The sequence below is a fragment of the Actimicrobium antarcticum genome (genome assembly GCF_039536745.1).
GTDB classification, from domain to species: domain Bacteria; phylum Pseudomonadota; class Gammaproteobacteria; order Burkholderiales; family Burkholderiaceae_D; genus Actimicrobium; species Actimicrobium antarcticum.
The window spans coordinates 148,476-174,586 of sequence record NZ_BAAAZE010000002.1; the positions used below are offsets into that span (position 1 = coordinate 148,476).

At 61.1% G+C, this 26,111-nt stretch carries 24 protein-coding genes; 13 read left to right on the forward strand and 11 right to left on the reverse strand.

Translation table 11 applies throughout. The annotated features are described in order from the left end of the window. Window positions 1-33: 33 nt before the first annotated feature. The 3 genes from ABD720_RS01885 (at window position 34) to ABD720_RS01895 (ending at window position 4,650) form a co-directional block, all read left to right on the forward strand. Window positions 34-1,344: a sensor histidine kinase gene (locus ABD720_RS01885; RefSeq protein ID WP_344761516.1), complete on the forward strand. Its 1,311-nt coding sequence runs from the start codon at window positions 34-36 to the stop codon at window positions 1,342-1,344. Beyond that, window positions 1,341-1,979: a response regulator gene (locus ABD720_RS01890; RefSeq protein ID WP_344761517.1), complete on the forward strand. Its 639-nt coding sequence runs from the start codon at window positions 1,341-1,343 to the stop codon at window positions 1,977-1,979. The genes ABD720_RS01885 and ABD720_RS01890 overlap by 4 nt, the downstream gene beginning before the upstream one ends. 175 nt (window positions 1,980-2,154) lie before the next feature. Further along, window positions 2,155-4,650, forward strand: coding sequence for an ankyrin repeat domain-containing protein (locus ABD720_RS01895; RefSeq protein ID WP_344761518.1), 2,496 nt, complete (start codon window positions 2,155-2,157; stop codon window positions 4,648-4,650). On the opposite strand, the gene ABD720_RS01900 is transcribed toward ABD720_RS01895, so the two are convergent. The 4 genes from ABD720_RS01900 to ABD720_RS01915 form a co-directional block, all read right to left on the reverse strand. Continuing rightward, window positions 4,625-5,929, reverse strand: coding sequence for a PepSY-associated TM helix domain-containing protein (locus ABD720_RS01900; protein ID WP_344761519.1), 1,305 nt, complete (start codon window positions 5,927-5,929; stop codon window positions 4,625-4,627). The two genes, ABD720_RS01895 and ABD720_RS01900, sit on opposite strands and share 26 nt — an antisense overlap. Before the next feature lie 4 nt (window positions 5,930-5,933). After that, entirely contained in the window at window positions 5,934-8,252 is a 2,319-nt protein-coding gene (locus tag ABD720_RS01905; RefSeq protein WP_344761520.1) for a TonB-dependent receptor, read from the reverse strand. Between the two features lie 70 nt (window positions 8,253-8,322). Continuing rightward, entirely contained in the window at window positions 8,323-8,709 is a 387-nt protein-coding gene (locus tag ABD720_RS01910) for a DUF2946 domain-containing protein (RefSeq protein ID WP_344761521.1), read from the reverse strand. A 278-nt stretch (window positions 8,710-8,987) separates the two neighbouring features. After that, window positions 8,988-9,677 (reverse strand): UPF0149 family protein, encoded by a 690-nt coding sequence (locus ABD720_RS01915; protein WP_344761522.1) that lies wholly within the window; start codon window positions 9,675-9,677, stop codon window positions 8,988-8,990. 95 nt (window positions 9,678-9,772) lie between these two features. Between ABD720_RS01915 and ABD720_RS01920 the strand changes: the two genes are divergently transcribed. Further along, window positions 9,773-10,765 (forward strand): serine/threonine protein kinase, encoded by a 993-nt coding sequence (locus tag ABD720_RS01920; RefSeq protein WP_344761523.1) that lies wholly within the window; start codon window positions 9,773-9,775, stop codon window positions 10,763-10,765. Between the two features lie 83 nt (window positions 10,766-10,848). Here the strand turns inward: ABD720_RS01920 and ABD720_RS01925 are convergent, their stop codons facing one another. The 4 genes from ABD720_RS01925 to ABD720_RS01940 form a co-directional block, all read right to left on the reverse strand. Beyond that, window positions 10,849-11,208 (reverse strand): hypothetical protein, encoded by a 360-nt coding sequence (locus tag ABD720_RS01925; RefSeq protein ID WP_344761524.1) that lies wholly within the window; start codon window positions 11,206-11,208, stop codon window positions 10,849-10,851. Window positions 11,209-11,309: 101 nt separating this feature from the next. Continuing rightward, window positions 11,310-11,693, reverse strand: a complete 384-nt coding sequence (locus tag ABD720_RS01930) for a roadblock/LC7 domain-containing protein (RefSeq protein ID WP_344761525.1) — start codon at window positions 11,691-11,693, stop codon at window positions 11,310-11,312. Between the two features lie 20 nt (window positions 11,694-11,713). Then, window positions 11,714-12,247, reverse strand: coding sequence for a GTP-binding protein (locus ABD720_RS01935; protein WP_344761526.1), 534 nt, complete (start codon window positions 12,245-12,247; stop codon window positions 11,714-11,716). Continuing rightward, on the reverse strand, window positions 12,244-12,993 hold the full coding sequence (locus tag ABD720_RS01940) for a hypothetical protein (RefSeq protein ID WP_344761527.1): 750 nt from the start codon (window positions 12,991-12,993) through the stop codon (window positions 12,244-12,246). Before ABD720_RS01940 ends, ABD720_RS01935 begins: the two co-directional genes overlap by 4 nt. 319 nt (window positions 12,994-13,312) lie before the next feature. Here ABD720_RS01940 and ABD720_RS01945 point away from each other — a divergent pair, with 319 nt between their 5' ends. The 9 genes from ABD720_RS01945 (at window position 13,313) to ABD720_RS01985 (ending at window position 22,783) form a co-directional block, all read left to right on the forward strand. Further along, window positions 13,313-14,185 (forward strand): S-methyl-5'-thioadenosine phosphorylase, encoded by an 873-nt coding sequence (locus ABD720_RS01945; RefSeq protein ID WP_344761528.1) that lies wholly within the window; start codon window positions 13,313-13,315, stop codon window positions 14,183-14,185. 48 nt (window positions 14,186-14,233) lie between these two features. Beyond that, window positions 14,234-15,097 carry a phosphate/phosphite/phosphonate ABC transporter substrate-binding protein gene (locus ABD720_RS01950; protein WP_344761529.1) on the forward strand — a complete coding sequence of 288 codons (864 nt, stop codon included), beginning with the start codon at window positions 14,234-14,236 and terminating at the stop codon, window positions 15,095-15,097. A gap of 15 nt (window positions 15,098-15,112) precedes the next feature. Next, window positions 15,113-15,979 (forward strand): PhnE/PtxC family ABC transporter permease, encoded by an 867-nt coding sequence (locus ABD720_RS01955; protein WP_344761530.1) that lies wholly within the window; start codon window positions 15,113-15,115, stop codon window positions 15,977-15,979. Between the two features lie 104 nt (window positions 15,980-16,083). Continuing rightward, window positions 16,084-17,046, forward strand: coding sequence for an arsenosugar biosynthesis radical SAM (seleno)protein ArsS (gene arsS / locus ABD720_RS01960; protein ID WP_344761531.1), 963 nt, complete (start codon window positions 16,084-16,086; stop codon window positions 17,044-17,046). Continuing rightward, entirely contained in the window at window positions 17,043-18,023 is a 981-nt protein-coding gene (locus ABD720_RS01965) for a hypothetical protein (protein WP_344761532.1), read from the forward strand. Before arsS ends, ABD720_RS01965 begins: the two co-directional genes overlap by 4 nt. A 28-nt stretch (window positions 18,024-18,051) precedes the next feature. Next, window positions 18,052-20,202, forward strand: coding sequence for an FAD-dependent oxidoreductase (locus tag ABD720_RS01970; RefSeq protein WP_344761533.1), 2,151 nt, complete (start codon window positions 18,052-18,054; stop codon window positions 20,200-20,202). Further along, window positions 20,183-20,905 (forward strand): TIGR04283 family arsenosugar biosynthesis glycosyltransferase, encoded by a 723-nt coding sequence (locus ABD720_RS01975; RefSeq protein ID WP_344761534.1) that lies wholly within the window; start codon window positions 20,183-20,185, stop codon window positions 20,903-20,905. Before ABD720_RS01970 ends, ABD720_RS01975 begins: the two co-directional genes overlap by 20 nt. Then, window positions 20,902-21,552 (forward strand): TIGR04282 family arsenosugar biosynthesis glycosyltransferase, encoded by a 651-nt coding sequence (locus ABD720_RS01980; protein WP_344761535.1) that lies wholly within the window; start codon window positions 20,902-20,904, stop codon window positions 21,550-21,552. Before ABD720_RS01975 ends, ABD720_RS01980 begins: the two co-directional genes overlap by 4 nt. A 235-nt stretch (window positions 21,553-21,787) precedes the next feature. Beyond that, window positions 21,788-22,783: a fasciclin domain-containing protein gene (locus tag ABD720_RS01985; protein WP_344761536.1), complete on the forward strand. Its 996-nt coding sequence runs from the start codon at window positions 21,788-21,790 to the stop codon at window positions 22,781-22,783. Window positions 22,784-23,247: 464 nt separating this feature from the next. On the opposite strand, the gene ABD720_RS01990 is transcribed toward ABD720_RS01985, so the two are convergent. From ABD720_RS01990 to ABD720_RS02000, 3 genes are all read right to left on the reverse strand, one after another. Continuing rightward, entirely contained in the window at window positions 23,248-23,601 is a 354-nt protein-coding gene (locus tag ABD720_RS01990; RefSeq protein WP_344761537.1) for a c-type cytochrome, read from the reverse strand. Between the two features lie 135 nt (window positions 23,602-23,736). Continuing rightward, window positions 23,737-25,020 (reverse strand): PQQ-dependent sugar dehydrogenase, encoded by a 1,284-nt coding sequence (locus tag ABD720_RS01995; RefSeq protein WP_344761538.1) that lies wholly within the window; start codon window positions 25,018-25,020, stop codon window positions 23,737-23,739. Between the two features lie 196 nt (window positions 25,021-25,216). Next, complete coding sequence (locus ABD720_RS02000) at window positions 25,217-25,624, reverse strand: ribbon-helix-helix domain-containing protein (protein ID WP_344761539.1); 408 nt, start codon at window positions 25,622-25,624, stop codon at window positions 25,217-25,219. Window positions 25,625-26,111 lie beyond the last annotated feature (487 nt).

Genomic DNA, 26,111 nt, shown 5'->3' on the forward strand with positions numbered 1-26,111 from the left:
GGTAAGTTCGGGCAGCAGCGCATGGAGCAGACAATGGATCTCAGACGACGGCTGGTTGGCTACCTTGGCGCATTGCTGCTGGTGCTGTTATTGGTGACGGTCGTTATCAATCTGTATTCGCTGCACAAGGATGTGCGGGCCGAAGTGATCGCCTCGGAGCAGCTGGTGCGGGTGTTGCTGGGGGCCAGCCAGTTCGATCCGGCGCTGTCCCAGGTCGAGGCCACAACCCGGCTTGCCGCGATCCTCAATGCGGCGCCGTTGCGCCACCTCAGCATCCGTGCCGGCAGTGAGCTGATGCCTGCGGAGCCAGCGTCACTGACGACCAGAATGGCCAGCCTGCTGGGTATCATTCCGACCGCCGAGGCCGGTCAGCTGGTGCAGCTCGGTCGGCAGAGTTTGCGCATCGCACCGAATCCCTCGTCCGAGATCGAGGAGCGGCTGAGTGACACTGTGCGACTTTCGCTCACCTTGCTGTTCTTTTCCGGAGCAACCTTGCTGGTGGCATGGTGGTCCGCCCACCGCGCGCTGGCGCCGGTACGCGAGCTGGAAGCGGGCTTGCAGCGGTTGGCACAGGGCGCGGTCGACCCGGCTTTGCCGGCTTTCGCACTGCGTGAATTCAGTCGGGTTGCCGGGGCGATCGACCAGCTTGCTGCCGCGTTGTCGACGTCACGCGCAGCGCAGCGACAACTGTCGCGTCAGCTGATCCGGGTACAGGAAGACGAGCGTCGCACGCTGGCCAGGGATTTGCATGACGAGATGGGACAAACTCTGACGGCGATCGGCGTCACGGCAGCGTACCTGCAACGCCATGCACAGCAGCTCGACGCCAGCCAGATCAGCGATTGCGCGCAAGACTTGCGGCGCGACGTGCGTACCACCGGCGAGCAGTTGCGCGCCATGCTCAAGCGCTTGCGTCCGCATGGCCTGGATGGACCGGGTCTGGCGAGCGCGCTGCGCGAACTGGTGGCCGGCTGGCAGCAACGTGACGCGGGTATCGATTTTCGGCTGGTGTTGCCGGCACGCCTGCCGGCGCTGGGTGAAGAGACCGGCCTGGTGCTGTACCGGGTAGTGCAGGAAGCGCTGACCAACGTCGTGCGGCATAGCGGTGCGCGGCGGTGTTCGGTGACGATTTCGGTGGCATTGCATGCACTGTCATTGCAGATCGAGGACGATGGCCGCGGCTTGCCGGTCGATGTCGCGCTGCGTGGCAGTGGCCTGCCAGGCATGGAAGAACGATTGCTGATGATCGGCGGCAGCTTGCAAATGTGTCCGCAACAACCCTGCGGACTGGTTTTGCAGATCATCTTGCCGCTGGCAAAAGAAGTGCAACGGGAGGAAACATGATTCGCATCATCCTGGTCGACGACCACGCCATCGTGAGGACCGGTTACCGCCGCCTGCTCGATGCCGAACCCGGCCTGCAAGTCGTCGGTGAAGCCGCGCGTGCCGATGAGGCCAACGCACTGGTGACAACCACGCACGCCGACGTTGCCCTGGTCGACCTGAGCCTGAAGGGGAGTAGCGGCATCGACGCCATCCGCGGCATGCTGGCGCGCCGACCCGCACTGAAAGTGCTGGTGCTGTCCATGCATGAAGACGCCGGACATATTACGCAGGCACTGCGCAGCGGCGCGCAGGGATACCTGACCAAGCACTGCGAACCGGAGGACGTGATCGACGCAATTCGCCGCATCGCTGCCGGCAAGCGGGTGTTTTCACCAGCCATTGCGCAAATTCTGGCCGAGAACGCGTCCGATGGTTCGGACGCTTTTGCCCAGCTCACACCGCGTGAATTCGATGTGCTGCGCATGCGTGTGCACGGCGAATCGGCCGCCGACATCGCCACCGCGATGCAACTCAGTCCGAAAACAGTCCTCAATTACCTCACGGCAATCCGGCAAAAGCTCGATGCCGAGAATGATTTCCAGTTGCTGCATCTGGCGGCGCGACACGGGCTGGTGCGGATTCAGACCGCCTGACTGCGCGGTACGGTCGACTTCTTCAGGAGATTGCCGAAGCGTCTACACCGAATATCGCGCTGCAATGGAACCAGTTTTGTGTTCAGGCGACTCATCGGCACACTACGAGCCAGCACAGCATTTAGCGAGATGTGGCTGGTCTTACTGACCCTGATGATGACTGTCCGACATTTCCATGAACCTGAATCGCCCCGGCGGCAACACGCCACCAGGCAGCCCGCCCCGCCCGATAGCACCTGCCTTGACCTCCACCCCGGCCGACGCCGGTTCCTCGGCGTCGACGCCACCAGACGAGGCATCTCGCAACACGCGCGTGCGACTGCAGCCACCGCAACAGGCCGAGCGTCGCGGCTTGTCCTGCACGATCGGCAATCAGGACAGGCGCGATGGCAATGGCCTGTCAGCGCTGCATCGTGCCATTCAGGCGCAAGACAGCGCCACTGTCAGGGCCCTGTTGCGCCTGCGTGCCGATCCCAACCTGCGCTTGCCGGATCAGTTGACGCCCCTGATGCTCGCCGCATCATTGGGTCAGCGCGAGGTGGTGCAGGCGTTACTCGAGGACCGCCGCCTCAATGTTGAAGCACGTTGCCCGCGCAGCGCGACGGCCCTGCATCACGCGGCTCGCAACGGTCACACTGACATCGTCAGACTGCTGGTCGATCGGGGATGCGATTGCCGTGCCGCCAGGCCCAACGGTTTCAACGCACTCCATATAGCGGCATTTCAGGGTCACGCCGGTGCCGTGGCAGTACTGATGGATGCGATGCCTGGTCAATGGAATACATGGGCGCACAATGGTTACTCGGCGCTGCACCTGGCGACTCGCGGTGGTCATTCCGGCGTGATTTCCACCATGGCCAGTCAGCACGCAATGGACATTAACCAGCTGACGTCGTTTGGCTACACCGCATTGCAGCTGGCTGCAAAGATGGGGCACACACGGGTGATCGAAGCGATTCTCGGCGCGCCAGATGTGGACGTGAATGCGCAGACGGCGAACCACAAAACGGCGCTTCAGATCGCTGCCGATCTGGGGCATGAACAGAGTGTCGGTGCGCTCGTTGGCGCCGCCGGTATCGATGTCAACCGGCTGCATGGCGGATTCGATGCGGCGTTGCATCTTGCTGCCAAAAGCGGTCACATGCAGGTGCTGGAAAAGCTGCTCGACACACCTGGCATCGATGTCAATTTGTCTGACCAGACCGGTATCACGGCGCTGTTACTGTGTTCGGCGCGGGTCGGCATTGCCCCAAAAGAAGAAGTTGCCTTGCGGCTGCTCGACCATCCCGATACGGATCCGAATGGCGCGATCCTGCTATTGGGCACATCGCGCCGCGTGCTGGACTATTTCCGTCGCAAGGCGGGTGCACCGCCGACCCTGTCTGACCGCGATTTCAAGATCGAAGAACTGGAACGCTGGACACACTTCAAGCCGCGCACGGGTACGCCGTGCCGCTATGCGACCAGCATCACCAATGCCTACCTCGGCAAGTTGCTCCTCGATTCCAGCATGGAGCATCCGAGTGCACCCGCCGGTGCGCGCCGTGATCTCGATATCAAGGACGCGGCATTCCGGTTGACGCTGGCACTGGAGCAGTCGCTGCAATTTCATCGTGGCTACAGCAGACAGGCACGCGAGTGTGCCCTCCTGCTGCTGCAGGCAGCGCCGCCGGAACCGCAGGCGGACCCGGACCAGGCGCATCATTATCACAACCAGTTTCTGATCGGTGGCATTGCCTATCCCCGCAGCGAAATCGAAGACATCGCGCAGGCACAGGGTAACTATGCCCTCGAGGGCGAGTTGAACAACATTGCGCAGCAAGGCTGGCACGCCAACGTGCATCGTCCAGGATTTTTGCTGCGCGGTCGCGATATCCTGACGCGGCTGCAAGAGCGCGATACGGCCAGTCTGCCAATGGAGGATGCCATCGCGACCATCAATCGCTGCATCGGTGCACGTGCCACCGATGCCATTGCCAATCGGCGCATACAGTCCGCCCTGCTGGACATCGAGCCTACGCACGCGCAGCGATTACAACCGGTTTCTGATGCCGCCCGGGTGCACATGGCCAGCTGGATTTCCAGCCAGCCGGAGTTCGATCGTGCCGCGCTACAGCATGCCTGGCGCGCCCGATTGATGTTTTCAGGAGTGCAACAGACTCTGTCGCAAGACACCGAGGTCGATGAAGATGGGCTAACGATCACGGCACCGGAAACGTTGCGCTTGCTGCAGGCGCATATCCAATCACTGCGGGATTCGACCTGGCCCGCGGACCGCACCTGTGCCGGGCAATTGCAGGACGCTGTGCTGGAACGGTTATACGACATCGGCAACGAATCCCGGGTCTGCAATACCGGTTGCGTGCAGCGCTTGCTGGATGCCCCGGCCGGCATCGATGCCACGCTGATGGCGCGCGAACCGCATGACCGCGCCATCTTCAATGAAATCCTGCGCATCGGCGGAATCGTCAACCGGGCGTTCGATGATCAGTACCTGGAATGCGACCAGGGTGTGTTTGGCGATGAAGACCGGCTCAAGTACGATGAACATGCCGGTACCGTGCGCAAGGATATCTTGCGCGCAACCACCATCGACGAGCTGGTCAGGCGGCGTGGCTGGCGTCAGCCGCAGGTCGAGGCGCAGCTCAGGACGGTACTCGACGCGCTGTAGAACGCAGCAATATCGCGCACTCCAGCAGCACCAGACAGGCCGCTGATAGCGCCATCAGCGGCATCAGCAGGCACAACACCGCAGCCGTGATCCAGCCTGTCACCGAGGCCGAGCGCCACGCGCCCGGCAGCAGGCGCGGCAGCCCGATCGATCCGGGCCGCCGCCGCCTGAAAAACATCACCCAGCCCGATACCAGCGAGAACAGGATGCCCAGACCGAACACCAGCAACAGTGCCTGATTCCACCAGCCAAATTCACCACGATGCAACGGGATACCGATAGCGGTCGCCTTGCCGAACAGGGTCTGCTGGTCCCAGTCGGCGTAGTACAGCCGCTGGCCGGTGCCGGCATCGAGCGCCAGCGCGACGTGCTGGTCCGGCCGCGCGCGATCAACGCTGGCGGCGCGCCAGACACCGGTCGCGCCGCGTGGCGGCGTCAGTTGCCATGCCCTGTCAGGCACTTGCCTGCGCGTCGCGTCGAGTGCGGCCTGCCAGTCCAATGGCATACCCGTGATCGGCTGTGACTGCAGGTTTTTTGGCATCCGTGGCGAGGCCTGGCCGGTGCGGTCGCGCAGCGTGCGGATCTGGTCGCCAGCATAGCGACACCAGGTCAGGCCGGTGGTCAGGATCACCAGACTCACCAGCGCCAGCGCGACACCCGTGAAGGCGTGCCACTGTTTCCAGGCACGTCGGCCACTGGCACCGCGTTGCGGCAGTGCCGTGCTGCTGCCGCGCGGCCACCACAATGCGACTCCCGTCACCAGCATCACCATCAGCCAGCTGGCGGCCAGCTCGATCATCCAGCGCCAGCTGTCGTTTTGCAGCAAGCGCGAATGCAGCCGTTTGGCCCAACTGCCGAAGCGGTCGTGGCTCGCCAGGCTGCCGGCCACCTGCGCCGTGGCGGGATCGACATACACCACAACGCTCGACTGGCCATGCCCTTCATGACCGGCATGGCCAGCCATCGGCGACACAAAATTGACTTGCGTGGTGGCCGCATCGGACGCGGCCGGCAGGACCGATTGCACCGTCCATCCGGCTGGTGCGGCACGGGTGGCTGCCGCCACGATGGCGTCGAGCGGCCGTGCCGTACCGCCGACGGCAGCCCGATCCAGATGCCGATACAGCACCACCTCGATCTGCGGCGTAAAAATGTACAGCAGGCCAGTCAGCGTCGCCACCAGCGCGAACGGTGACGCAATCAGCGCGGCCCAGAAATGGATGCGCCAGTACAGGCTTTTGCGCAGAGCATGCAACGAAACGACGTGCGTGGTTTTCATGGCATCAGAGATCGAATTTGAGTTCGGCGCTGTAGCTGCGTTGCGGATACGGATGGAAGTTCCAGTACTTGTAATTGTTCAGATTGTCGATGCCGAACGCGGCGCTCCATTGCCTGGCGAGTTGATAGCGCACGCGCAGATCGGTCGTGAAGTACTTGCTCGCGCCCTGATAGGCAAAGCCGTTGGTGTCTTCGTTGTTGAGTGTCGAAAACTGATTGCCGCTGTAGCGTGCGCCGAGCGTCGCAGTCCACTTCGGATCGATCCGGTAGCTGGCCAGCGCGGTGGCGCGCCAGACCGGCACCCTGGGCTGATATTTGCCGATGGTGTCGCCGGCCACGCGCACGAAGCCGGCGTTTTCCCTGATGCGTGAATCGGCGTAGGTGACGCTGCCTGACAGGTCCAGGCCGCGCAGCGCGACATCGACACCGCTGAACGCCAGTTCGACGCCGTGGGTTTGCATGCGCGCGATGTTCTGGACCCGGCTGATGTTGCTGTTGGCGGTGGTGTCAAAGGTGGTTTGTGCATACAGCGCGTCGCGCACGTTCTCGGTAAAGAACGTCGCACGCAGCAAGCCGCTGGCGAGTTCCTTTTCGGCGGTCAGTTCGCTGGTCCAGGATTTCTCGGGTTTCAGGTTCGGGTCGTTGACGTATTGCGCATTGCTGGTCGCGGTCGCACCGTACAGTTCGGAGACAGTCGGCATGCGTACTGCGCGTCCGATCGAGGCTTTCAGGACCGTGTCATCGGACCAGCGGTACGACAGCGCGGCTTTTGGCGACAGGAAGTTGTCGCTGCGGGCGGCGTAGCGGGTATTGGCGGCGCTGGTCGCCGAGAAGCGCGTGTAGCCATCCGATGCGCGCCAGTTCTCGGCCCGCAGGCCGAGCACGGCTTGCCACTGCGGTGTCAGTGTCCAGCGATCCTGTGCATACAGGCTGCGCAATTGCGCCTTGCCGCCAACTTCATTGTTGAGAGAACCGGCGGCATCACTGCGCCAGTCACCGGCGATAGTCGATTTCAGGATATGCAGCCGGTAATTTTCTTGCTGAAAACCGACATCGACGACATGCGCGCCCTGGATGCCATCGGGCCGCCAGATGCCTTTCAGTGCCAGCGTATGCCAGCCGGTCCCATCCTGATCCTGGAGCGTCCCGGCACCACCGGCCAGTGCGCCGGGCAGCGCGGTAGTGGCGGCGCGCAACTGGTCTTTCTGGTAGCTATACAGGCTGGCGGCGGCTTCCCAGTCCCAGATCCCTTTGGTGTTCGACTTGACCGACAGGCCATGCATGACATGCTCGATCGCTTCATTGCTGAGGTTGAAATCGGTCGGCGTCAGCGCATAGCCTTGGCCATTGATGCTGATCGGGCCGGACGTGACCGCAGCCCCGCTGGCGGCATTGCGCAGGTACGAATCGGGCCGGCCCTCGGACGTGTTTTGCCAGTATCCCAGCGTGTAGCTGGCGCGGATCGTCGGTGAAATGTCGTAGGCCAGCTTCACCTTCGCATGGTCCTGCACGGTGTGATATTCGGTCGCGGTGCCGAGGATCAGCCAGGGCGCGCCGGACCGATCGAGTCCCGGGACGGCGCCGGTGACGGCCACCGCATTGGCTGCCGGCGCAGCGGTGCTGATGGCGCGGGTCGGGAAGGTCAGCGGCTGGCCGTGGCTGTCGGTCCGATTGACATTGAGCCACCACGACCAGTCACCGGACCGGTCGCCCACCGAGGCGCTGGTCTGGTAGCCGTTGTAGGTGGTGCCGGTGTTGTAGAGCCGGAATGGCTGCGACAAATAACCCGCCTTCACATGCGCCTCGAACTGCTTCGGCATGCGTGTCACGTAGTCCACCACGGCACCGACCGAATTGCCCGGATAGGCCGCCGAGAACGGGCCGTACAGCACGTCGGCGCGGTCGATTTCTTCGGGTGTGACCAGGCCCCAGCGCGGCGCGTAGGTCGCCCCATTGCCCAGATAATTCGACAGCAGGATGCCATCGGCATACACCGCCGACCGGGCGCTGTTGCCGGTGCCCGAGGCGCGGCTCGACAGCACCGCATGGTTGTAATCACCGATGTAGCGCTTGCGCACCAGCAGGCTGGGGAAATACTTCAGCGCGTCTTCGCTGTCGGTGGCATTGATGGTCGCCTCGATCTGCTTGCCGGTGATGCCTTCCATCGTGGTTGGAATCTGTGACGGCAGCGAACTGGGCTGCAGGCTGGTGACGGTAATGGTGCCGAGGGATTTGACCTGGGCATCGTTGGATTGCGCATGAGCGCAAGCGATATTGGCCGCAGCAACGCTGACGGCAAGTGCAATCTTGAGACGGGTTGCCATGCAACCTCCTGTGTCGAAACGAGAACTGGCCGCACACCGCGCAAGCGCGGTGATGGGTACTCAGGGACGATCAGGTGGCAGCGGGCGGAGCGCGAGACTGCGCGGCGCTCCACAGAAACAGCGGACGCGGCGATTGATAAAAAAGGGCAGGGAAGTGGGGGACGTTGCGCACCACCTGAATGGCAAACGTCGCCGACGGCGGTGGCCCGGCGGTATCGGCGTGGTGCAGGCAGAACGGGCAGTGTTCAAAGTGTGTGGCCGGGCTGGGGATCGTGCTGTCTTTGCCATCGGCCGTGCCGGTTGGCTTGGCACTGGTGGTGCAGATTTCCATCCAGAGATTGCTGCTGCCTTTGGTGGCAGCTAGTGCGTGCGACACCGACGGCGCCAGCGCGGCCAGCAGGATCGCGAAACAGGCGATCCAGGCGGTCAGGTGGCGTAGTGAGGGGGTTAGTCGCATGGCGCGGAGGGTAGCATACGGGAACTTCAGGTGGCGAATCCTGACGTTATTGGCGGTTGCCGTATCGTCGATAACTCACATCGACTGCGCGCTGCAATGAGAGAGCAGAAACTGCTTAAGCTAACGACCATCACATCACACCACACCACCCAACAACAACAACAAGTGCGAACGTCAGACCTCGCCGTCCAACCCGGCGAGTGCTTAAAGCCCCTCCTGAAAGGACTGGTTGTAAAGCCCGGCATCGTTAGTCTGTTACGGCAGCCAGCTCGCCTGACTCAGCCCTCCGCCCCACAACACTTCTTGAACTTCTTCCCGCTGCCACACGTACAGTCATCATTACGACCAACCTTCGGCGTCTCGCGCTGCACTGTTTCAATCCCCGACTTGCGCAATGGTTCCCAGTATTTCAGGATATGCGGGATGGCCGATTCGATTTCGATCGTCATCTTGTGCGCCTTCAGCGGCGTGTCTACCAGATGCATTTCGCTCTCTTCGATTTCTTCGGCGCCGAGCAGATAGATCGGTCGCATGATGTCGGCCAGGTTCGAGGTCCAGATGGGTTCCCATGCATCGGCGCGCAATTGGGTGCCTTCCCAGAAACCCCATGCCCATGCTTCGCCATCGAGCAACTGCTTGCCCTCGAATTCGAATTCGCAGAACAGCGGCTCGAATTCTTTGGGAGCGACTTCAAACGTGATGGCGACTTCGTTCATGAAGCGTGAAATCAGGCCGACGATGTGGTCGAACTCTTTCGGGTTCTTGAAGGCCGGACCACCTTCGTCGGACTCGCCCCAGACCGGTGGCAGCCATTCCGACAGGGGCACCGGCTCGGGACCGATGACAATCGCGGTGAAGTAACCGTGCAGCGAATCCATGGTCATGCAGTCTTCTGCACAACGGTCGGAGAGCAGGAATTTGTCGAGTTCGTCGAACTCTTTATCGGACAAGGGCTGGTCGAGATGCATGGCGGACTCCGGCAAAATTAATTGGGCGTAGTGTATCGCCTCGGCGCAGTGCCGGGGTCGATGAATGCACGCCACGTGACCTGTGCGGCCGTACAATGACGCGCATGACTACTCCTTCATTTTCCGAACTGGGTCCCGATCTGGTTCTCGATGCGCTCGATAGCATCGGCTTGTTTGGCGATGGCCGGTTGCTGGCCCTGAACAGTTACGAAAACCGCGTCTATCAAATCGGTATCGATGATGGACCACCGATTGTGGCCAAGTTTTATCGGCCCGGTCGCTGGAGCGACGCGGCCATTCTCGAAGAGCACGCGTTTGTCGAAGAGCTTGTGGCGCTCGAAATCCCGGTCGTTCCTGCCACGCGGTTGGGCGACGGCCGTAGCCTGCATACGCTGGACGGTTTTCGCTTTGCGGTATTTGCCCGTCACGGTGGCCGCGCACCGGAACTGGAAGATCCGGCAACGCTGGAATGGCTGGGGCGCTTTCTCGGCCGCATCCACGCTGTCGGCGCGCTCAAACCGTTCGTGGAAAGGCCCACGCTCGATATCGCCACGTTCGGTACCGAGTCACGCGCCTGGCTGCTGAAGAACGACTTCATCCCGCCGGAATTGATCGCGCCATGGTCGGCCGTGACAACGCTGGCGCTGGAAGGCGTGCAGCGCTGCTACGACCGTGCCGGCGACATCCGCAACGTGCGCCTGCACGGTGATGTCCATAGCGGCAATGTACTGTGGACCGAAGCGGGGCCGCATTTCGTGGACTTCGACGACAGCCGCAATGGCCCGGCGATTCAGGATCTGTGGATGCTGCTGTCGGGCGAACGCAGCGATATGGTGCGGCAATTGTCGGATCTGCTGGCCGGTTACGAAGACTTCTGCGACTTCGATCCGCGCGAGCTGCATCTGATCGAAGCTTTGCGTACATTGCGGCTGCTGCATTACTCGGCATGGCTGGCGCGGCGCTGGGATGATCCGGCGTTTCCGGTGGCGTTTCCGTGGTTTAACACACAGCGTTACTGGCAGGACCGGATACTGGAATTGCGCGAGCAGGTGGCGTTGATGGATGAGGCACCGTTGTGGGTCGGCTAGGGTGACACGGCTTGAGCGAAAAAGACAACGCGGGGCCTGCAGTTTTTTGCATCGGCCCGCGTGATGGCGTGATGGAGTCGGTATTAAAGAGTCAGTTCTTTTTCGACATCCACGGTTTTTCGGCGAGCAAGGGCCAGATTCGATTTGGCTTTATCGAGCACCAGGTAAATGAACAGACCTTCCTTGCGCGCCATTGGTCGAATGATGTGATAGTGCTTTCCCAGCGTGATCAGGATATCTTCGATCGTGTCGTTCAACCCGAGGTCGCGCATCGTTTTCACTTTGGCGCGTACCACTTCGGTATTGCCCGCTGCGGCGATTTCCATGTCCACGCCCGAGCCTATCGAACCCAGCACCATGCCACTGACAGAGTCCACTAACGCGGCGCACAAGGCACCGTCGCAGGTCATCAATTCTTCCATCGATTGCTTGATCGTTGCCATGTAAAACTCCTTGGTGGTATCGCCCCAAAAAGCCAGCGCCGCCCGGGCGAAATGATGGGCTGATGCCGGGTTGTTCCGATGCGCGTTGCAGCGCCTGCGGGTTACAGATCACGTAGTGCCTGCACCGCCTGTTTCGAGAAATACAGCGCCTGGCCGACGATGACATCGTTGTTTGTGATGACGCTGAGGATGAGATCGATGTGCGGCGTACGCGCTTGCAACATGATCAGGCAGCCGTTTTTGGCGCCAATGATGACGTTCTCGCAGGCACCCAACTGGCTTTCTTCTCCCGCGACTGCGCCCAGAGCGGTCAGCGAACTGGCAATCGCTGCCAGGCGCGTGACCTGTGCGGTGTTTTCCACCCGTGCTGCAACTTCAAAGCCGTCTTCGGTAGAAATGACGACAGCCCGGATGCCCTTCACCTGGCTCATGAGCGTGGCGATCGTGAGGTCGGCGGCAGTCTTGATGTGCGGATCGATGGTCATGTGGCGTCTTCTTTTTCTGTTCAGGATTCGAGCTGGATGAGCAACAGGTCGAGTAACTGCAGCACGTGCTCCGGCTCGCGTACGTCGGCCGGAAAAACCGGGCACAACACGCCTTTTCTTTCCATGCGTTCCGCGAAGGCGTTGATGTCAGGTACCGGATGGCCTTCGGTTTTTCCGACACCGACGACGCACGAGGTCCGTTTGATCAGGTCAGCAAAGCCATCCAGATACACATCCAGATCGGCCAGCGGATCCGGACGGCTGTTATCGATCAGAATCACCAGACCGAGCGCGCCACGCGACAGGATTTTCCACATGAAGTCGAAGCGCGACTGGCCGGGTGTGCCGTAGAGCCGCAACTTGTCGCCGTTTTCCAGCGTCAGTTCGCCATAGTCCAGTCCAACGGTCGTCATGGCCTTGTGGACCGAGATATCCCAATTTTTCACGTCGGTACTGATCGGCGTGATTTCGCTGATGGCCGAAATGGCGGTCGTTTTGCCTGCACCCATGGTTCCGGTGAACAGGATTTTGTGTTCGGTGATCGATGCAGTCATGCCGATAATCCAAGACGGCTGCGGATCCTCGACAGGAGGCTGGAGGCGATTTTTACTTTGGTGGAGCTTGCGGCCAACTCATGTGGCGCACTGCGGATTGCGTTGTTAGTCACCATCAGAAAGCCGCCTGCCTGGAGTTCGCGCAGAAAATTCATGCAAATTTCCTGAGCGACGCCGGCCCGTTGTGCCAGTGCCTCTAGAGTCATGGATCGCGCCATCACAAGTGTCGCAATTTTCATACGTTCCGGTCCGGTCAGCATCGCCGAGGAGGGCCATTTGCGTAGCCTGAACTCGTCGCTTGATTCGGTCTGGCTGATGGCGACCGCGTCAGTAAGTCGGGCTTCGCTGATGTGCTCGCCCAAGTGGTTCAGCATCCGTTCAAGCGCGGTTGAATTCAGCGGCAGGGACAGGAAGGGACCGTCATTCTTCCTGATCGCACCCACCATCAACACCTGCCCGGTCGGGTTCGCGGATGGTGGAGCGTCGGCCGCCACCGCTACCGCCACCATGTCTCCGACGACGCGCAAATCGGCATTGTTTGGACTGTAAAACCATTGATGTTGGGTGCGGTGATCCAGTATCCGCACCAGAGAGCGCATCACCAGTTCGTCTCGCAGGGACAGGCCATCCATGCAGAACGACAACCGGGTGCGCGCTTGGAGAGTGGCTTGTTCAAGCATGAGCACAGTCAAACCTGAGCGCTTGCGGATGGCGTTCCCTGTTGCCCGAAGGACAGTGATACGCATCTTGATGCTGGAATGTACGCATGAAAGCCGCCCGTTTTCCTGTGTCGAATTGCCGTCTGTGTGCTGCGGCAATAGTTTTCTAGAAGAAGTTTTCTCTCGCGAAACAAATATAGCAGCTAGTTTGTTTTATTACCATTTGTACGAAAATAAAATGTGACTGTTGGTGTTGGTGCGTTGGTCGAGATGCCAATTGATGCCCGTCGCTGCGTCACCCGCGATCTTCCACGTACAATCCGTTGCGCTGCCAGTGAATGCCATCGTGGTCACGATCGCTGCCAGCATGACTTCCGTCACCCTCACTTTTCACAAGACTCGACACATGCAAAAAATCCGGTTCGGCATCCTCGGCGGCAGCGGCCTGTACAACATGGACGGTCTGCAAGACCGTCGCGAAATCACCATCGACACGCCCTTTGGCGCGCCATCGGATGCCATTGCAATCGGGTCACTCGATGGCGTCGAGGTGGCGTTCCTGGCACGCCACGGTCGCAGCCATGGTTTGCTGCCGACCGAGATTCCGTATCGCGCCAATATCTGGGCGCTCAAAAGCATCGGCGTCGAGTACCTGATCTCGGTCTCGGCAGTGGGCTCATTGCGCGAGGACATGCCACCGCGCCACATGGTCTTGCCGGACCAGTTCATTGATCTGACCCGCAAGCGCGACGGAACGTTTTTTGGCGATGGCGCGGTCGCCCATGTCAGTCTGGCGCACCCGGTCTGTGCGGCACTGAGCCAGGTACTGGCCGATGCCTTTGATGATGCCGCGCTGCCGGCAGCCACGCTGCACCGCGGCGGTACCTACATCTGCATTGAAGGCCCGGCGTTTTCGACGCTGGCCGAATCGCAGTTGTATCGCGCGTGGGGCGCGTCGGTCATCGGCATGACCAACCTGCCCGAAGCGCGGCTGGCGCGGGAAGCCGAAATTGCCTACGCGACGCTGGCGCTGGTGACCGATTTCGATTGCTGGCATCCGGGCCACGATGTCGTGACCGCTGAGATGGCGATCGGCAACATGCTGCACAATGCGGCCGGCGCGCAGCAAGTGTTGCGGGCGGCGATACGCCGACTGGGTGCGGCGGCGCCGGTGTCACAGGCGCATAGCGCGCTGTCGCAGGCGCTGGTGACGCAACCGGCTGCGATGCCGGCGGCAACGCGGGACAGACTCGCGCCCTTGCTGCAAAAGTATTTGTAAGCGATAGACCTCTGCACCCGACTACCTGATTTGATCAAAAGGATTCCCATGCTGCGTATTGCCCTGCTGTTGCTGGTCACCGTCTTCGCCACCGGCGGCGCGCTGGCTGCCGATGCGATCCGTCTCGGCGTCGGTTTATTCCAGCCCGACAAGGAAAAGAACGACGCCACCTATCGTCCACTGGCCGAGTACCTGTCAAAAAAGCTCGGCAAGCCGGTCGAGCTGCGCACCGTCGACAGCTGGGAAGGGCTGGCGAAATCCCTGGCCAATGGCGAAACCGATATCGCCCTGATGGGGCCGTGGGGCTATGTGCTGGCGAACAATCAGTCCGGCGCGCAGGCAGTCGCGACCATCCTGTACGACGGCAAGCCTGAGTATTTTGCGTTAATGATCACGCACCCGACATCCGGCATCAACACCCTGGCCGATCTGAAAGGCAAGACCTTTGCCTTCGGCGACAAGGGCTCGACCTCGGGCTACCTGATTCCGACCCACCAGTTCCTGAAAATGGGCATCAGCGACCCCGAAAAATTCTTCAGCAAGGTGCTCTACACCAAGCATCAGGCCATCGAAACCCAGGTCACGCGCGGTGAACTCGATGCCGGTGCCGACTACGATCGCAACCGCAATGCGATGATCGAACAGGGCCTGATCAAGGCTGCCGACAGCAAGATCATCTGGACCTCGGCACCGCTGCCTAACGACGCGGTCGCCGTCAGCGCCGACATGATGAAGGACAAGGCCATGGTGGCGCGCCTGCAGCAAGCTCTGGAGCAGGTCGGTGCCGAACTGAAAACCAATCCGTCGCTGCTGCCAGCGCATTACACCGGCTTCGTCAAGAGTGACGACAAGCTCTACAGCTCGATTCGCGACGCGGGCCTGGCGACCGGCAAGCTGCAACCGCGCAAATAAGGCGTGCGGTTCACATTGGCTGGCCGTGCTCGGCTGTGGTGGTTCGGGTTGCTGTACGGCGTGCTGATTGTGGCCAGCGTGGTCAGTTTCGTGCAGGCCGGCGATATCCAGTTCGGCCGCAAGCCGCTGGAAAATTTACGCAAAACCGCCAGCGAACTGTCCCGTCCCAGCCTGCTGGACGCCTGGTTCGGCAACCCCCATCTGGAATTCAGGAACGATGCCGGAGTGGTGCTGCGCGTGGAAGACCAGCGCGCCAGCGAACGGCGCTATCTGACCGGTCTGGCCGTAGCCATCTGGACCACGCTCAAAGTCGCCACGCTCGGCTCGCTGCTTGCCGCAGTCGCGGCGCTGCCGTTCGGACTGGCAGCCGCGCGCAACCTCGGCGTGCCGGTCTGGCTGGCCAGTCCGGCGCGCGGCCTGCTCGATATCGCCCGGGCGATCCATGCGCTGGTGTTCGGGCTGCTGCTGGTTGGCATCATTGGGCTCGGACCGATGGCGGGCATACTGGCAATCGCTTTTCATTCGTTTGGCACCTACGGCAAGTTGTACGCCGAAGCGATCGAGAATATCGACGAACGCCTGATCGCATCCGGTCTGGTACTGGGCATGACGCCGTGGCAAACCGTCCGGTACGCGCTGCCGCGCACGCTGCTGCCGCAGGCGCTGTCGATCCATTTGTATATCTGGGAATTCAATGTGCGCGACTCCACCGTGCTTGGTCTGATCGGCGTTGGCGGCCTGGGTTTGCTGGTGTCGGAGGCGGTCTCGCTATTTCAGTGGGGGCGGCTGGCAACGTTGCTAATCGCAATCGTACTGCTGGTGACCGTGTTCGACCGGATCAGCCGGCGCGTACGAACAACGCTCGCGGCACGCACGCAATAGGGTGCGGCCAGTTTGCTTGTAAGGAAGCGCGAGCCGGCGCGACCAATTCGCTTGCCGTCGTTTCGGTTTATCCTGCCACCTGTCGCTTCTCTCGGAACTCATTCATGCACGCTACGTTACCCCTGCTGGTCGCCACCGATTTTCCGGCGCTGCGCCGCAACCGTCCCGATACGCTGCAGGTCAACCTGGGCTACACCTGCAACCAGTCCTGCCTGCATTGCCATGTCAATGCCGGACCCAATCGTACCGAACAGATGTCGCTCGACACCATAGGCCAGATTCTCGACGTGCTGCGCCAGGGCGAGATCAAGACCATCGACCTGACCGGTGGCGCGCCCGAAATGAACGTGCACTTTCGTACCCTGGTCGAACAGGCGCGTGCGCTCGGCGTGCAGGTCATCGATCGCTGCAACCTGACGATCCTGGACGAGCCGGGCTACGAAGACACTGCGCAATTCCTGGCCGATCATCAGGTCAAGATCGTCGCGTCGCTGCCGTGCTACCTCGAAGACAATGTCGACAAGCAGCGTGGTGACGGCACCTTCAAGACCAGTATCCGCGTGCTGCAACGGCTCAATGCACTGGGGTATGGCGCGGAGGACGGTGCGTTGTCGCTGGACCTGGTCTACAACCCGCAGGGTCCGGTACTGCCACCGTCGCAGGCCAACCTGAAGCGCGACTACGATCACTTCCTTGGCGAGCAATTCGGGATTCGTTTCAACCAGTTGTTCACCATCACCAACATGCCGATCCAGCGTTTCGGCAGCACCCTGATTTCCAAAGGCCAGTTCCACAGCTACATGGACCTGCTGCGCTCGGCGCATCAGGATGCCAACCTCGGCAGCGTCATGTGCCGGTCGCTGATCTCGGTTGATTACCTCGGTTATCTGTACGACTGCGATTTCAACCAGATGCTGGGCTTGCCGCTGAAAGTGGCCGGCAAGGGACGACGTCACCTGACCAATTTGCTGACCGAAACGATGGAAGGCAATCCGATCGTCGTCGCCGATCATTGCTGGGGCTGCACCGCTGGCGCCGGCAGCAGTTGCGGTGGCGCGCTCGCATGATGCCGCTTCCGGCCACGCCAGCCGGACGCAATTGTCCGCTCGCGTATAGCTATGGCCCGGGCGTGTTCGTACGCGAACCGGACCTGGTTGCGCCGACGCTGTACGCGATTGGCGGCTTGTACGGCAACCGCTTTGCACTCGATGCCATCGACGCACTGGCAGCGCGCGAAACGGTGACGCCGCAGCTGGTCTTCAATGGCGACTTCCACTGGTTCGACCGCGATGCTGTGGTGTTCGCCGAGGTGCAGCGACGGGTTCTGCAGCATGTCGCGCTGCGCGGCAATGTCGAGACCGAACTGGCTGCCGATGACGATGCCGCCGGTTGCGGCTGCGGCTATCCGGACGATGTTAGTGACGGTGTGGTCGAGCGCTCGAACCAGATCATCGCGATCTTGCGCGCCACGGCAACGCAGGCGCTGGGCGAGCAGCGTACCGACCTGGCCGCCTTGCCTATGCAGTTGCTGGCGCAGGTCGGCGATGCACGCATCGGGATTGTGCATGGCGACGCCAGCTCGCTGGCCGGCTGGGATTTTGCGCGCGAGCGGCTCGATGATCCATGCCGTCGCGCCATCAATGAACAGTTTTTCCGCAAGAGCGAAGTCACGCTGTTCGCCAGTTCGCATACCTGTCTGCCGGCGTTGCGCCGCTTCAAGGTGGAAGGCCGCGAATGTGGTGTCATCAACAATGGCGCGGCGGGCCTGCCGAATTTTTCAGCAACGCAGTTCGGCATCATCAGCCGGATTGCAACCACGCCCGCGCCGGATGATTTGCGCGTGCTGTACGAACGGGTTTTTCGGACCGACGGGCAGGACCTGTATGTCGCCGCCGTTGCGCTGGAATTCGATCAGGCCGGCTGGCGTGCCCAATTCCTGCGCGACTGGCCCGAGGGGTCGCCCGCCCATACCGGCTACCTGCAACGCATCGATCACGGCCCGTCGTACCTGCCGGCGCAAGCCTATCCGCCAGGATTCAAGTAGTTTTTTCTGATCATTGCCAAAGTCCACCATGAAAAAAAACCGTCTTTTCCTGTTGCTGCTGATCGTTGCCGCGATCATCGCCTTTTTCGTGTTCGACCTCGGTCGCTTCCTCAGCCTGCAGGAACTCAAGTCGCGTCAGGATGCCTTGCAGGCTGGCGCGGCGGCCCATCCGCTGGCCAGCGCAGGCATATTCTTTCTGATCTATACGGTGGTGACGGCGCTGTCGTTTCCGGGCGCGGCGATCCTGACGCTGGCCGCTGGCGCGATTTTTGGCTTGTGGTTTGGCACGCTCATCGTCTCGTTTGCGTCGTGCGTCGGCGCCACGCTTGCGTTCCTGTCGGCGCGCTTCATCCTGCGCGACTGGGTGGAAAAGCGCTTTGGCGACAAACTGAAATCCTTCAACGAAGGGATCGATCGCGACGGCGCGCTGTACCTGTTCACGCTGCGGCTGGTGCCGGTGTTCCCGTTCTTTCTGATTAACCTGCTGATGGGCCTGACCAAGATGCGGGTCTGGACCTATTACTGGGTCAGCCAGCTCGGCATGCTGGCCGGCACGCTGGTGTTCGTCAATGCCGGTACGCAGTTGGCCAGAATCACCTCGCTCAAAGGCATTTTGTCGCCGGGATTGCTGTTGTCATTCGTGTTGCTGGGCGTGTTTCCGCTGATCGCAAAAAGAGCGCTGGACTGGTTCAAGGCGCGCAAGGTGTATGCCAGGTGGCCGCGTCCGGCGCGCTACGACTACAACATGGTGGTCATCGGTGGCGGTTCTGCCGGGCTGGTCAGCGCCTACATCGCCGCAGCAGTCAAGGCCAAAGTGGCACTGATCGAACGACACAAGCTGGGCGGCGATTGCCTCAATACCGGTTGCGTACCCTCGAAGACGCTGATCCGCTCGGCCAAGCTGATGTCGCATATCGCACGGGCCGGTGAATTCGGCCTGACCGGTGCCACCGCGCAGGTGGATTTTGCGGCGGTGATGGAGCGGGTGCAGCGCGTCATCCGCACGATCGAGCCGCATGATTCGGCGGAGCGTTACCAGAGCCTGGGCGTGGATTGCGTCAAAGGCGATGCGCGCATCCTCTCGCCGTTTGCGGTACAGGTGACCGATCCCGATGGCAGCCAGCGCACGCTGACGACACGCAATATCGTCATCGCGGCAGGGGCGCGGCCGTTCGTGCCGCCGATTCCGGGGATCGATCTGGTGGGCTGCTACACCTCCGATACGTTGTGGTCGTTGCGGGCGTTGCCGCGCCGGTTGCTGGTGCTGGGTGGCGGGCCGATCGGCTGCGAACTGGCGCAGGCGTTCGCGCGACTGGGCTCGCTGGTCACGCAAGTCGAGATGGGCGATCGCATCATGCAGCGCGAAGATGCTGAAGTCTCGGAGATGGTGGCAACGCGTTTTCGGGCCGAAGGGATCACGCTGCTGACCGGTCACAAGGCGGCCCGATTTGCGCTGGAAGAGGGCGGCAAGGTGCTGTTCGCCGACCATGCCGGCACCGAAGTACGGATCGAATTCGACGAGGTGTTGTGTGCACTCGGCCGCAGCGCCAACCTGACCGGTTACGGGCTGGAAGAACTCGGTATCGGTGTCACCAAAACCCGCACCGTCGAGACCAATGACTACCTCGAAACCCTGTACCCCAACATCTTCGCCGCCGGTGACGTGGCCGGACCATTCCAGTTCACCCACACCGCGGCGCATCAAGCCTGGTATGCCGCCGTCAATGGCCTGTTCGGTCGCTTCAAAAAATTCAAGGCCGATTATTCGGTGATTCCATGGGCCACTTTCACCGAGCCGGAAGTCGCACGGGTCGGGCTGAACGAGCAGGAGGCGAAGGCGGCCAATATCGCCTATGAAATCGCGCTGTATCCGCTGGATGATCTCGACCGCGCCATCGCCGATGGCGAAGCGCATGGCTTCATCAAGGTGCTGACCGTGCCGGGCAAGGACAAGATCCTGGGCGTGACGATGGTCGGCGACCATGCGGGTGACCTGATCGCCGAATACGTGATGGCCATGAAGCATGGCCTCGGCATGAACAAGATCCTCGGCACCATCCACATTTATCCGACGCTGGCCGAAGCGAACAAATACGTCGCCGGTGTCTGGAAAAAAGCCCACACGCCAGTGCGCCTGCTGAAGTGGGTCGAGAAATACCATGCGTGGCAGCGTGGCTGATTGCGTCGCTGGTGTGTCGTTGTCGATCATCATTCCGGCACTTAATGAAGCGGCGCAGATCGCGTCCGTGCTGGTCCGACTCGATCCGCTGCGCCGGCGCGGCGTGCAACTGATCCTCGTCGATGGCGGCAGCACCGACCAGACCATCGCGCTGGCAGCACCGCTGGTCGATCTGGTGGTGCAGGCGCCGCGTGGCCGTGCCGCACAAATGAATGCCGGTGCCGCCATGGCAACCGGCGACGTGGTGCTGTTCCTGCATGCCGACACGACGCTGCCGGAGCACGCCGATACCCTGATCGCCAATGCGCTATCCGGAGACACCCGTGCCTGGGGCCGCTTCGACATCACCCTCACGGGCGCGCATCCGATGCTCGCCATCATCGCCGCGATGATGAACTGGCGCTCGCGGCTGTCGGGAATCGCGACTGGCGACCAGGCCCTGTTCCTGCGTCGCGACGTCTTCGTGCAACTAAGTGGCTACGCATCGATTGCGCTGATGGAAGACATCGAACTCAGTCGTCGCCTGAAAAAAATCTCGCGTCCTGCCTGCCTGCGTGACAAGGTCAGCAGCGCCGGTCGACGCTGGGAACAGCACGGTATCTGGCGCACGATCTGGCTGATGTGGCGCTTGCGGCTGGCGTATTTTCTGGGTGCCGACCCGGCCGCACTGGCGCGCGCCTATGGCTATACAAAGGCCTCATGAGCGCCGGCCTGCACATTGCCGTCTTCGCCAAAGCGCCTGTCGCGGGAAGCGCCAAGACCCGGCTCATTCCGTTGCTCGGTGCCGAGGGCGCCGCCGAGGCGCACCGGATCATGACCCGACATGCGCTACGCATTGCCTGTGCTGCGGCACCCGGACAGGTGTCACTGTGGAGCGCGGGCGATCCTGCGCATCCGTTCCTGCAGGCATGCTGCGAGCAGTTCAAGGTACCCCAGTATCAGCAGCAGGAGGGCGATCTGGGGCAGCGTATGGCCACTTGCCTGCGCACATTGTTGTCCGGGAATCAGCGTGTACTGCTGATCGGCAGCGACTGTCCCGCACTCACCAGCGCGGATTTACAGCTTGCCGCAGCGGCTTTGGAAGGCAGTGCGCGCATGGTGTTTACGCCGGCCGAGGATGGTGGCTACGTGCTGGTGGGCGCGCGATGCAACGACGAAGACGGTTTTACTGCCGCCTTCGATGAGATCACCTGGAGCACAGTCGAGGTGATGGCGCAGACCCGCACCCGGTTTGCGGCGCTGGGCTGGCAGGCAGGAAACGACTGGGCCGAAATGCCGATGCGCTGGGATGTCGACATGCCGGCCGACCATCTGCGTGCGGTCGAGGCCGGGTTGCTGCCAGCGGCTTGATCTGCCAGTCGGGTCGGGCGCTGCCGCTCGATGTATTCCACTAAAGCCACTTCCACTTGAACCGGTAACCTGCCGTGCAATTTCCCCATCGCTGCGCTTGATCAAATGCAGCGTGTCCCGCTCCACCCAAAATAACCGGACTCTGCAGGTCCGGCTTGCGCAGAGGTCATCCTTCACTTCCGGCAACAGGGGCTTTCGGCACCTTCCCCCCTGCCAACCCATCAGGAGATCTGCCATGTTTCAGTACGCTATCCATCGATTCAAACTTTTCGGCGTGACCGCCCTCGTCGCCACTACCGGCTTTCTGTCGGGATGCGGCGGCGGCAGCGATTCCCCGTCAGAGCAATCGCTGTCGACCACCACCACGACTGCCGCTGCGCCTCTCGGCAATATCGTCGAGGTCGCCAAAGCCGATCCGCGCTTCAGTATTCTGGTCGAAGCCGTGGTGGCCGCCGACCTCGGCGCGACGTTGTCGGGTGCTGGCCCATTTACCTTGTTCGCGCCCACCAACGATGCCTTCGTCGCGTTGCTGGGTGAGCTCAACCTGTCCAAAGATCAGTTACTGGCCAACAAAACACTATTGACCAGCGTACTGACGTATCACGTGCTGCCCGCCAAAGTGAACAAGGCGCAGGTCGTGGCAGGAGTCGCCAACACCACGGTGCAAGGTGGCATCTTCAAGATCGATGCGGTCGGCAGCGATCTGGTGATTACCGATGGGCGCAACCGGTCCGCAAAAATTATCCAGGCCGATATCCCTGCAGCCAACGGCGTGATACACGTGATCGACAAAGTCCTGCTGCCCGCCAACAAGAACCTCCTCGACACCGCCTCGGCCCTGCCGCAGTTCAGCACGCTGGTGGAAGTCATCGGTGCGGCCAACCTGACAGGCACGCTCAACGGTGCCGGCCCGTTCACGGTATTTGCGCCAACCAATGACGCGTTTGCAGCCCTGTTCGTCGAACTGCGCATCACCAAGGCCGAGGCCATCGCCAACCCGACGCTGCTGGCCAAGGTACTGACGTATCACGTGCTGCCGGGTCGTGTGCTGAAAGCAGAGATCCCCGTCAATACGCCGCTGAAAACGTTGCAGGGCAGCACCCTGAAGATCGACGCCGGATTGGTCATCACCGACCAGCTTGGACGCAAGTCGCAAATCACTGCCACGGATGTGCTGGCATCGAATGGCGTGATTCATGTGATCGACAAGGTGATTTCGCCGCTGCCTTGAGATTTCGTCATAGGTGTCTTGCCACTGCGGGCAGCTGACCGAGGCCGTTTCGGGGACAGCGTAATTTTCGCGAAACCCCTGCAAAAAACGCTGACCCCGGAAACTTGCGTTTGCAGTTTGCGACCTCCGCAAAGCCCGCTCTTGCCAACCGCCGCACACCACGGCGGCAGCAACCAGGGTCAGTGTTTTTTTTCGCGATGCTGTTCCGCGAAAATTACACTGACCCTGCTTGCGGGATTCGGAGCCGGCTGATCGCGACCGACGCTGCCGGTACGCGACGACGGCACTCCGCAATCCGTTTGCGGGGTCAGCGTAAATTTCGCGATACCCCCTGCGAAAAAAAACGCGGACCCCGGAAACTTGCGTTTGCAGCTTGCGACCTCCGCAAAGCCGGCGTTGCGACCGGCTGCAAATTTCCGCCACATTCTTTTACCAACTGTGACCGAAAGAATCAGGCACGATGATCAGCGCTCCACTACCGACACCTTGATCGACTCGTACCACGCCGCCAGATCACTGATCTCGGTATCGGTCAGCGGCTTTGCAATGACACCCATGATTTCATTGCTGCGTTTGCCACTGCGGAAATGCTTCAGTTGCTGTTCGACGTAGATCGCTTGTTGTCCGGCGAGATTGGGTGCGCCGGGCATCTGGCTGATGCCATTCGCGCCATGGCACATCGCACAGCTCATGGCTTTGGCTTTGCCGGCATCGAGGTCGGCCGCCGGTGTGCTGGTGGAGATGGCACTGCCGAACACGCACAGCGCAAACATCAGGGTGGTGCGTGACCGCACTGCAAATCGGGAGAAAGTAGTCATCGGGAATCAAGCAAGGAAGTGAAGCAGGGGAGGGAGCCGAGGGGACTGCAGCGCAAGAACATCAGGGGTTGAAACTGCCCATTGCGCATGAAAACAGCGAAGAACTCCGCTCACGCAACAGGCAGCAAGCCAGCATCAGATCCCGGTATAGGTAATCCGGTAAATTGCACCAGCGAAGTCATCCGACACCAGGATCGATCCATCCGGCAGGTTGGCCACGTCGACCGGGCGTCCGCGATACTGACGCGTCTTCGGGTCCAGCCAGCCATCGGCAAAGACTTCGGTCTTGTCGGCCGAACCATCGGCTTTCAGTGAGGTAAACAGGATGCGCGCACCGATCGGCGTGGTGCGGTTCCATGACCCATGCTGCGCCGAGAAAATCCCGCCGCGGTACTTGGCCGGGAATTTGTCTCCCGTATAAAAAGTCAGGCCCAGATCCGCCGCGTGTGCTTCGGTATAGACCTCCGGGTTGGTGGTGTTGGCAGGTACCGGGTCCTTGTCGTAACCGTATTCGGTAATACGCGTCTTGCCCTGGATGTACGGATAGCCGAAGAACTGGCCTTTTTTGGTGGCGCGGTTGATCTCGCCACTCGGGATCTCGTCGCCCATGCCATCGGTCTGGTTGTCGGTGAACCACAGGTCGTTGTTCTTCGGATTGAATTCGATGCCAACCGAGTTACGAATACCGCTGGCATACACTTCGCGCTTGGCGCCCGTGAACGGGTCCAGGCGGATGATCCCGCCGATGCCCTGTTCAGTGAATGCCTTCAGTTTTTCGCGCGGTGGCACATTGAACGGTTGGCCGAGGGCAACGTACAGCATGCCATCCTTGCCAACGCGACAGACGCGCGCGCCGTGGTTGTAGCTTTCATCTTCGACCGGAATCAGCTTGCCCTGCGGGACCACTTCCGATACCGCGACATCGGCGCCTTCATAAAAAAACTCGGCTGCCGGAAAGCTGAGGATGCGGTTGTGTTCGGCCACGATCAGGAAGCCATCCTTGGTCCAGCACACGCCGTTGGGCTGGGTAAATTTGAGGGAGGGAGCGAACTGCTTTACCTCGGTGGCAGCATCGCCGCTATTGCGGTTGGTGACGGCCCAGACCGACGACTTGCGGGTGCCGACAAAGAGCATGTTGGTCGATGGTGCCACTGCCATGTGGCGGGCATCCGGCACGATCGCGTACAGGTCGATGGCGAAGCCGGCGGGCATCTTCACGCGCTTCAGGTTTTCCTTGATGGCATCGGCGTTCTTGCCGGTTTGCGGAATCAGCGGCAGGTTCGGATCGATGCCGGACACGCGCATCGATTTCAGTTTGTCCATCGCCTGTTCCTGCGCAAAGGCCGGTGCCGATAATCCGGCAAGCAGGCCCAGCGCAAGCAGTCCCGCGCCGGATGCGGATAAACGTGTTTTCTGCATGGTCATCTCCTAATTTTTTTATGGGTTTTTTCTGTGTCCAGGCGCTCTGGCGGTAACGGGATGCAGTGCACCTGACGTACCGGCTTTTTTACGCACGGTCGATCGATTATTCTCCATGACGCCGGTGTACTGGTAATAGCGGGCTACTACTTCCGGAGATTGTTCAGTGCCCGATGCCGGCCAGCCGGTTGGTCGGTCACTGGCTGCAGGAGCGCTGTCCGGCCACCTGCAACAGGACAAGCTCTGATGCCATGGGGCGATGCCGTGATGGAGGTTTTGGCACAGGGAGTGCGACAGAGTCATCGGCATTTTCTTGCAGTAATGACGTCGTGTTTTCCCGGGCTGCCAGGTTCGACAGGTAGTGCATGCAACTGACCCGCAGGAACGAACAAAAATTGCTGACCTTGCCTTGATGGCAAATCACTTCGTCGTACAACTGGCTGATCAATTGATTGGTGGACTGGCTGTCTTTACGGGCGATGCGGGCCAGCACATCCCAGCACATGTTTTCGAGGCGAATGCTGGTGACAACGCCATGGACACGGATCGAACGGGTACGCAATTCGTAGTGGATCGGATCTGCCTTGACATAGATTTCGCACATGCTGGTCTCCTGATTTTTTATGGGTCTGGCGTTGTCTGCCCGGCGTTGGCGCATGGGCTGATTGTCGCTTTTTGTCGCTTTTCGCAGCCCTTTGACAAGCGGACTTTACTGCGAATGCCGCAGTTTATCCAGTACCCTGATCGTCGACGCGAATGTGGCAGAAGTTTGCATATATGGTGTGGCTTTCAGTAAGCCGGTGGTCAGGTTGCGGTTGCCGCTGCCTTACCGTCGTTGGTAATCGACATGACTTGTTCGAGATCGCGTACGCACCATGAAAACTACCGACTGGTGGTTGGGCTGCAAAGCCCAACATGCGTCAGGTTCCTTTGTGGGTCGCCACGACGCGCGGGCTGCGGGCTGCGGTAGCTAAAACGGGTTGCGCTCCGTGGAGCCAAGCCGGGTGCGGCCCGGCAGGTCGTAGGTTGGGCTGCGAAGCCCAACATGCGTCAGGTTCCTTTGCGGGTCGCCACGACGCGCGATCTGCGGT

Excerpts from the sequence above, each read along its gene's own strand:
- ABD720_RS01885 (WP_344761516.1), top strand. The coding sequence starts at position 34 with ATGGATCTCAGACGACGGCTGGTTGGCTACCTTGGCGCATTGCTGCTG.
- ABD720_RS01890 (WP_344761517.1), top strand. The coding sequence starts at position 1,341 with ATGATTCGCATCATCCTGGTCGACGACCACGCCATCGTGAGGACCGGT.
- ABD720_RS01895 (WP_344761518.1), top strand. The coding sequence starts at position 2,155 with ATGAACCTGAATCGCCCCGGCGGCAACACGCCACCAGGCAGCCCGCCC.
- ABD720_RS01900 (WP_344761519.1), bottom strand. The coding sequence starts at position 5,929 with ATGAAAACCACGCACGTCGTTTCGTTGCATGCTCTGCGCAAAAGCCTG.
- ABD720_RS01905 (WP_344761520.1), bottom strand. The coding sequence starts at position 8,252 with ATGGCAACCCGTCTCAAGATTGCACTTGCCGTCAGCGTTGCTGCGGCC.
- ABD720_RS01910 (WP_344761521.1), bottom strand. The coding sequence starts at position 8,709 with ATGCGACTAACCCCCTCACTACGCCACCTGACCGCCTGGATCGCCTGT.
- ABD720_RS01915 (WP_344761522.1), bottom strand. The coding sequence starts at position 9,677 with ATGCATCTCGACCAGCCCTTGTCCGATAAAGAGTTCGACGAACTCGAC.
- ABD720_RS01920 (WP_344761523.1), top strand. The coding sequence starts at position 9,773 with ATGACGCGCATGACTACTCCTTCATTTTCCGAACTGGGTCCCGATCTG.
- ABD720_RS01925 (WP_344761524.1), bottom strand. The coding sequence starts at position 11,208 with ATGGCAACGATCAAGCAATCGATGGAAGAATTGATGACCTGCGACGGT.
- ABD720_RS01930 (WP_344761525.1), bottom strand. The coding sequence starts at position 11,693 with ATGACCATCGATCCGCACATCAAGACTGCCGCCGACCTCACGATCGCC.
- ABD720_RS01935 (WP_344761526.1), bottom strand. The coding sequence starts at position 12,247 with ATGACTGCATCGATCACCGAACACAAAATCCTGTTCACCGGAACCATG.
- ABD720_RS01940 (WP_344761527.1), bottom strand. The coding sequence starts at position 12,993 with ATGCGTATCACTGTCCTTCGGGCAACAGGGAACGCCATCCGCAAGCGC.
- ABD720_RS01945 (WP_344761528.1), top strand. The coding sequence starts at position 13,313 with ATGCAAAAAATCCGGTTCGGCATCCTCGGCGGCAGCGGCCTGTACAAC.
- ABD720_RS01950 (WP_344761529.1), top strand. The coding sequence starts at position 14,234 with ATGCTGCGTATTGCCCTGCTGTTGCTGGTCACCGTCTTCGCCACCGGC.
- arsS (WP_344761531.1), top strand. The coding sequence starts at position 16,084 with ATGCACGCTACGTTACCCCTGCTGGTCGCCACCGATTTTCCGGCGCTG.
- ABD720_RS01965 (WP_344761532.1), top strand. The coding sequence starts at position 17,043 with ATGATGCCGCTTCCGGCCACGCCAGCCGGACGCAATTGTCCGCTCGCG.
- ABD720_RS01970 (WP_344761533.1), top strand. The coding sequence starts at position 18,052 with ATGAAAAAAAACCGTCTTTTCCTGTTGCTGCTGATCGTTGCCGCGATC.
- ABD720_RS01975 (WP_344761534.1), top strand. The coding sequence starts at position 20,183 with ATGCGTGGCAGCGTGGCTGATTGCGTCGCTGGTGTGTCGTTGTCGATC.
- ABD720_RS01980 (WP_344761535.1), top strand. The coding sequence starts at position 20,902 with ATGAGCGCCGGCCTGCACATTGCCGTCTTCGCCAAAGCGCCTGTCGCG.
- ABD720_RS01985 (WP_344761536.1), top strand. The coding sequence starts at position 21,788 with ATGTTTCAGTACGCTATCCATCGATTCAAACTTTTCGGCGTGACCGCC.
- ABD720_RS01990 (WP_344761537.1), bottom strand. The coding sequence starts at position 23,601 with ATGACTACTTTCTCCCGATTTGCAGTGCGGTCACGCACCACCCTGATG.
- ABD720_RS01995 (WP_344761538.1), bottom strand. The coding sequence starts at position 25,020 with ATGCAGAAAACACGTTTATCCGCATCCGGCGCGGGACTGCTTGCGCTG.
- ABD720_RS02000 (WP_344761539.1), bottom strand. The coding sequence starts at position 25,624 with ATGTGCGAAATCTATGTCAAGGCAGATCCGATCCACTACGAATTGCGT.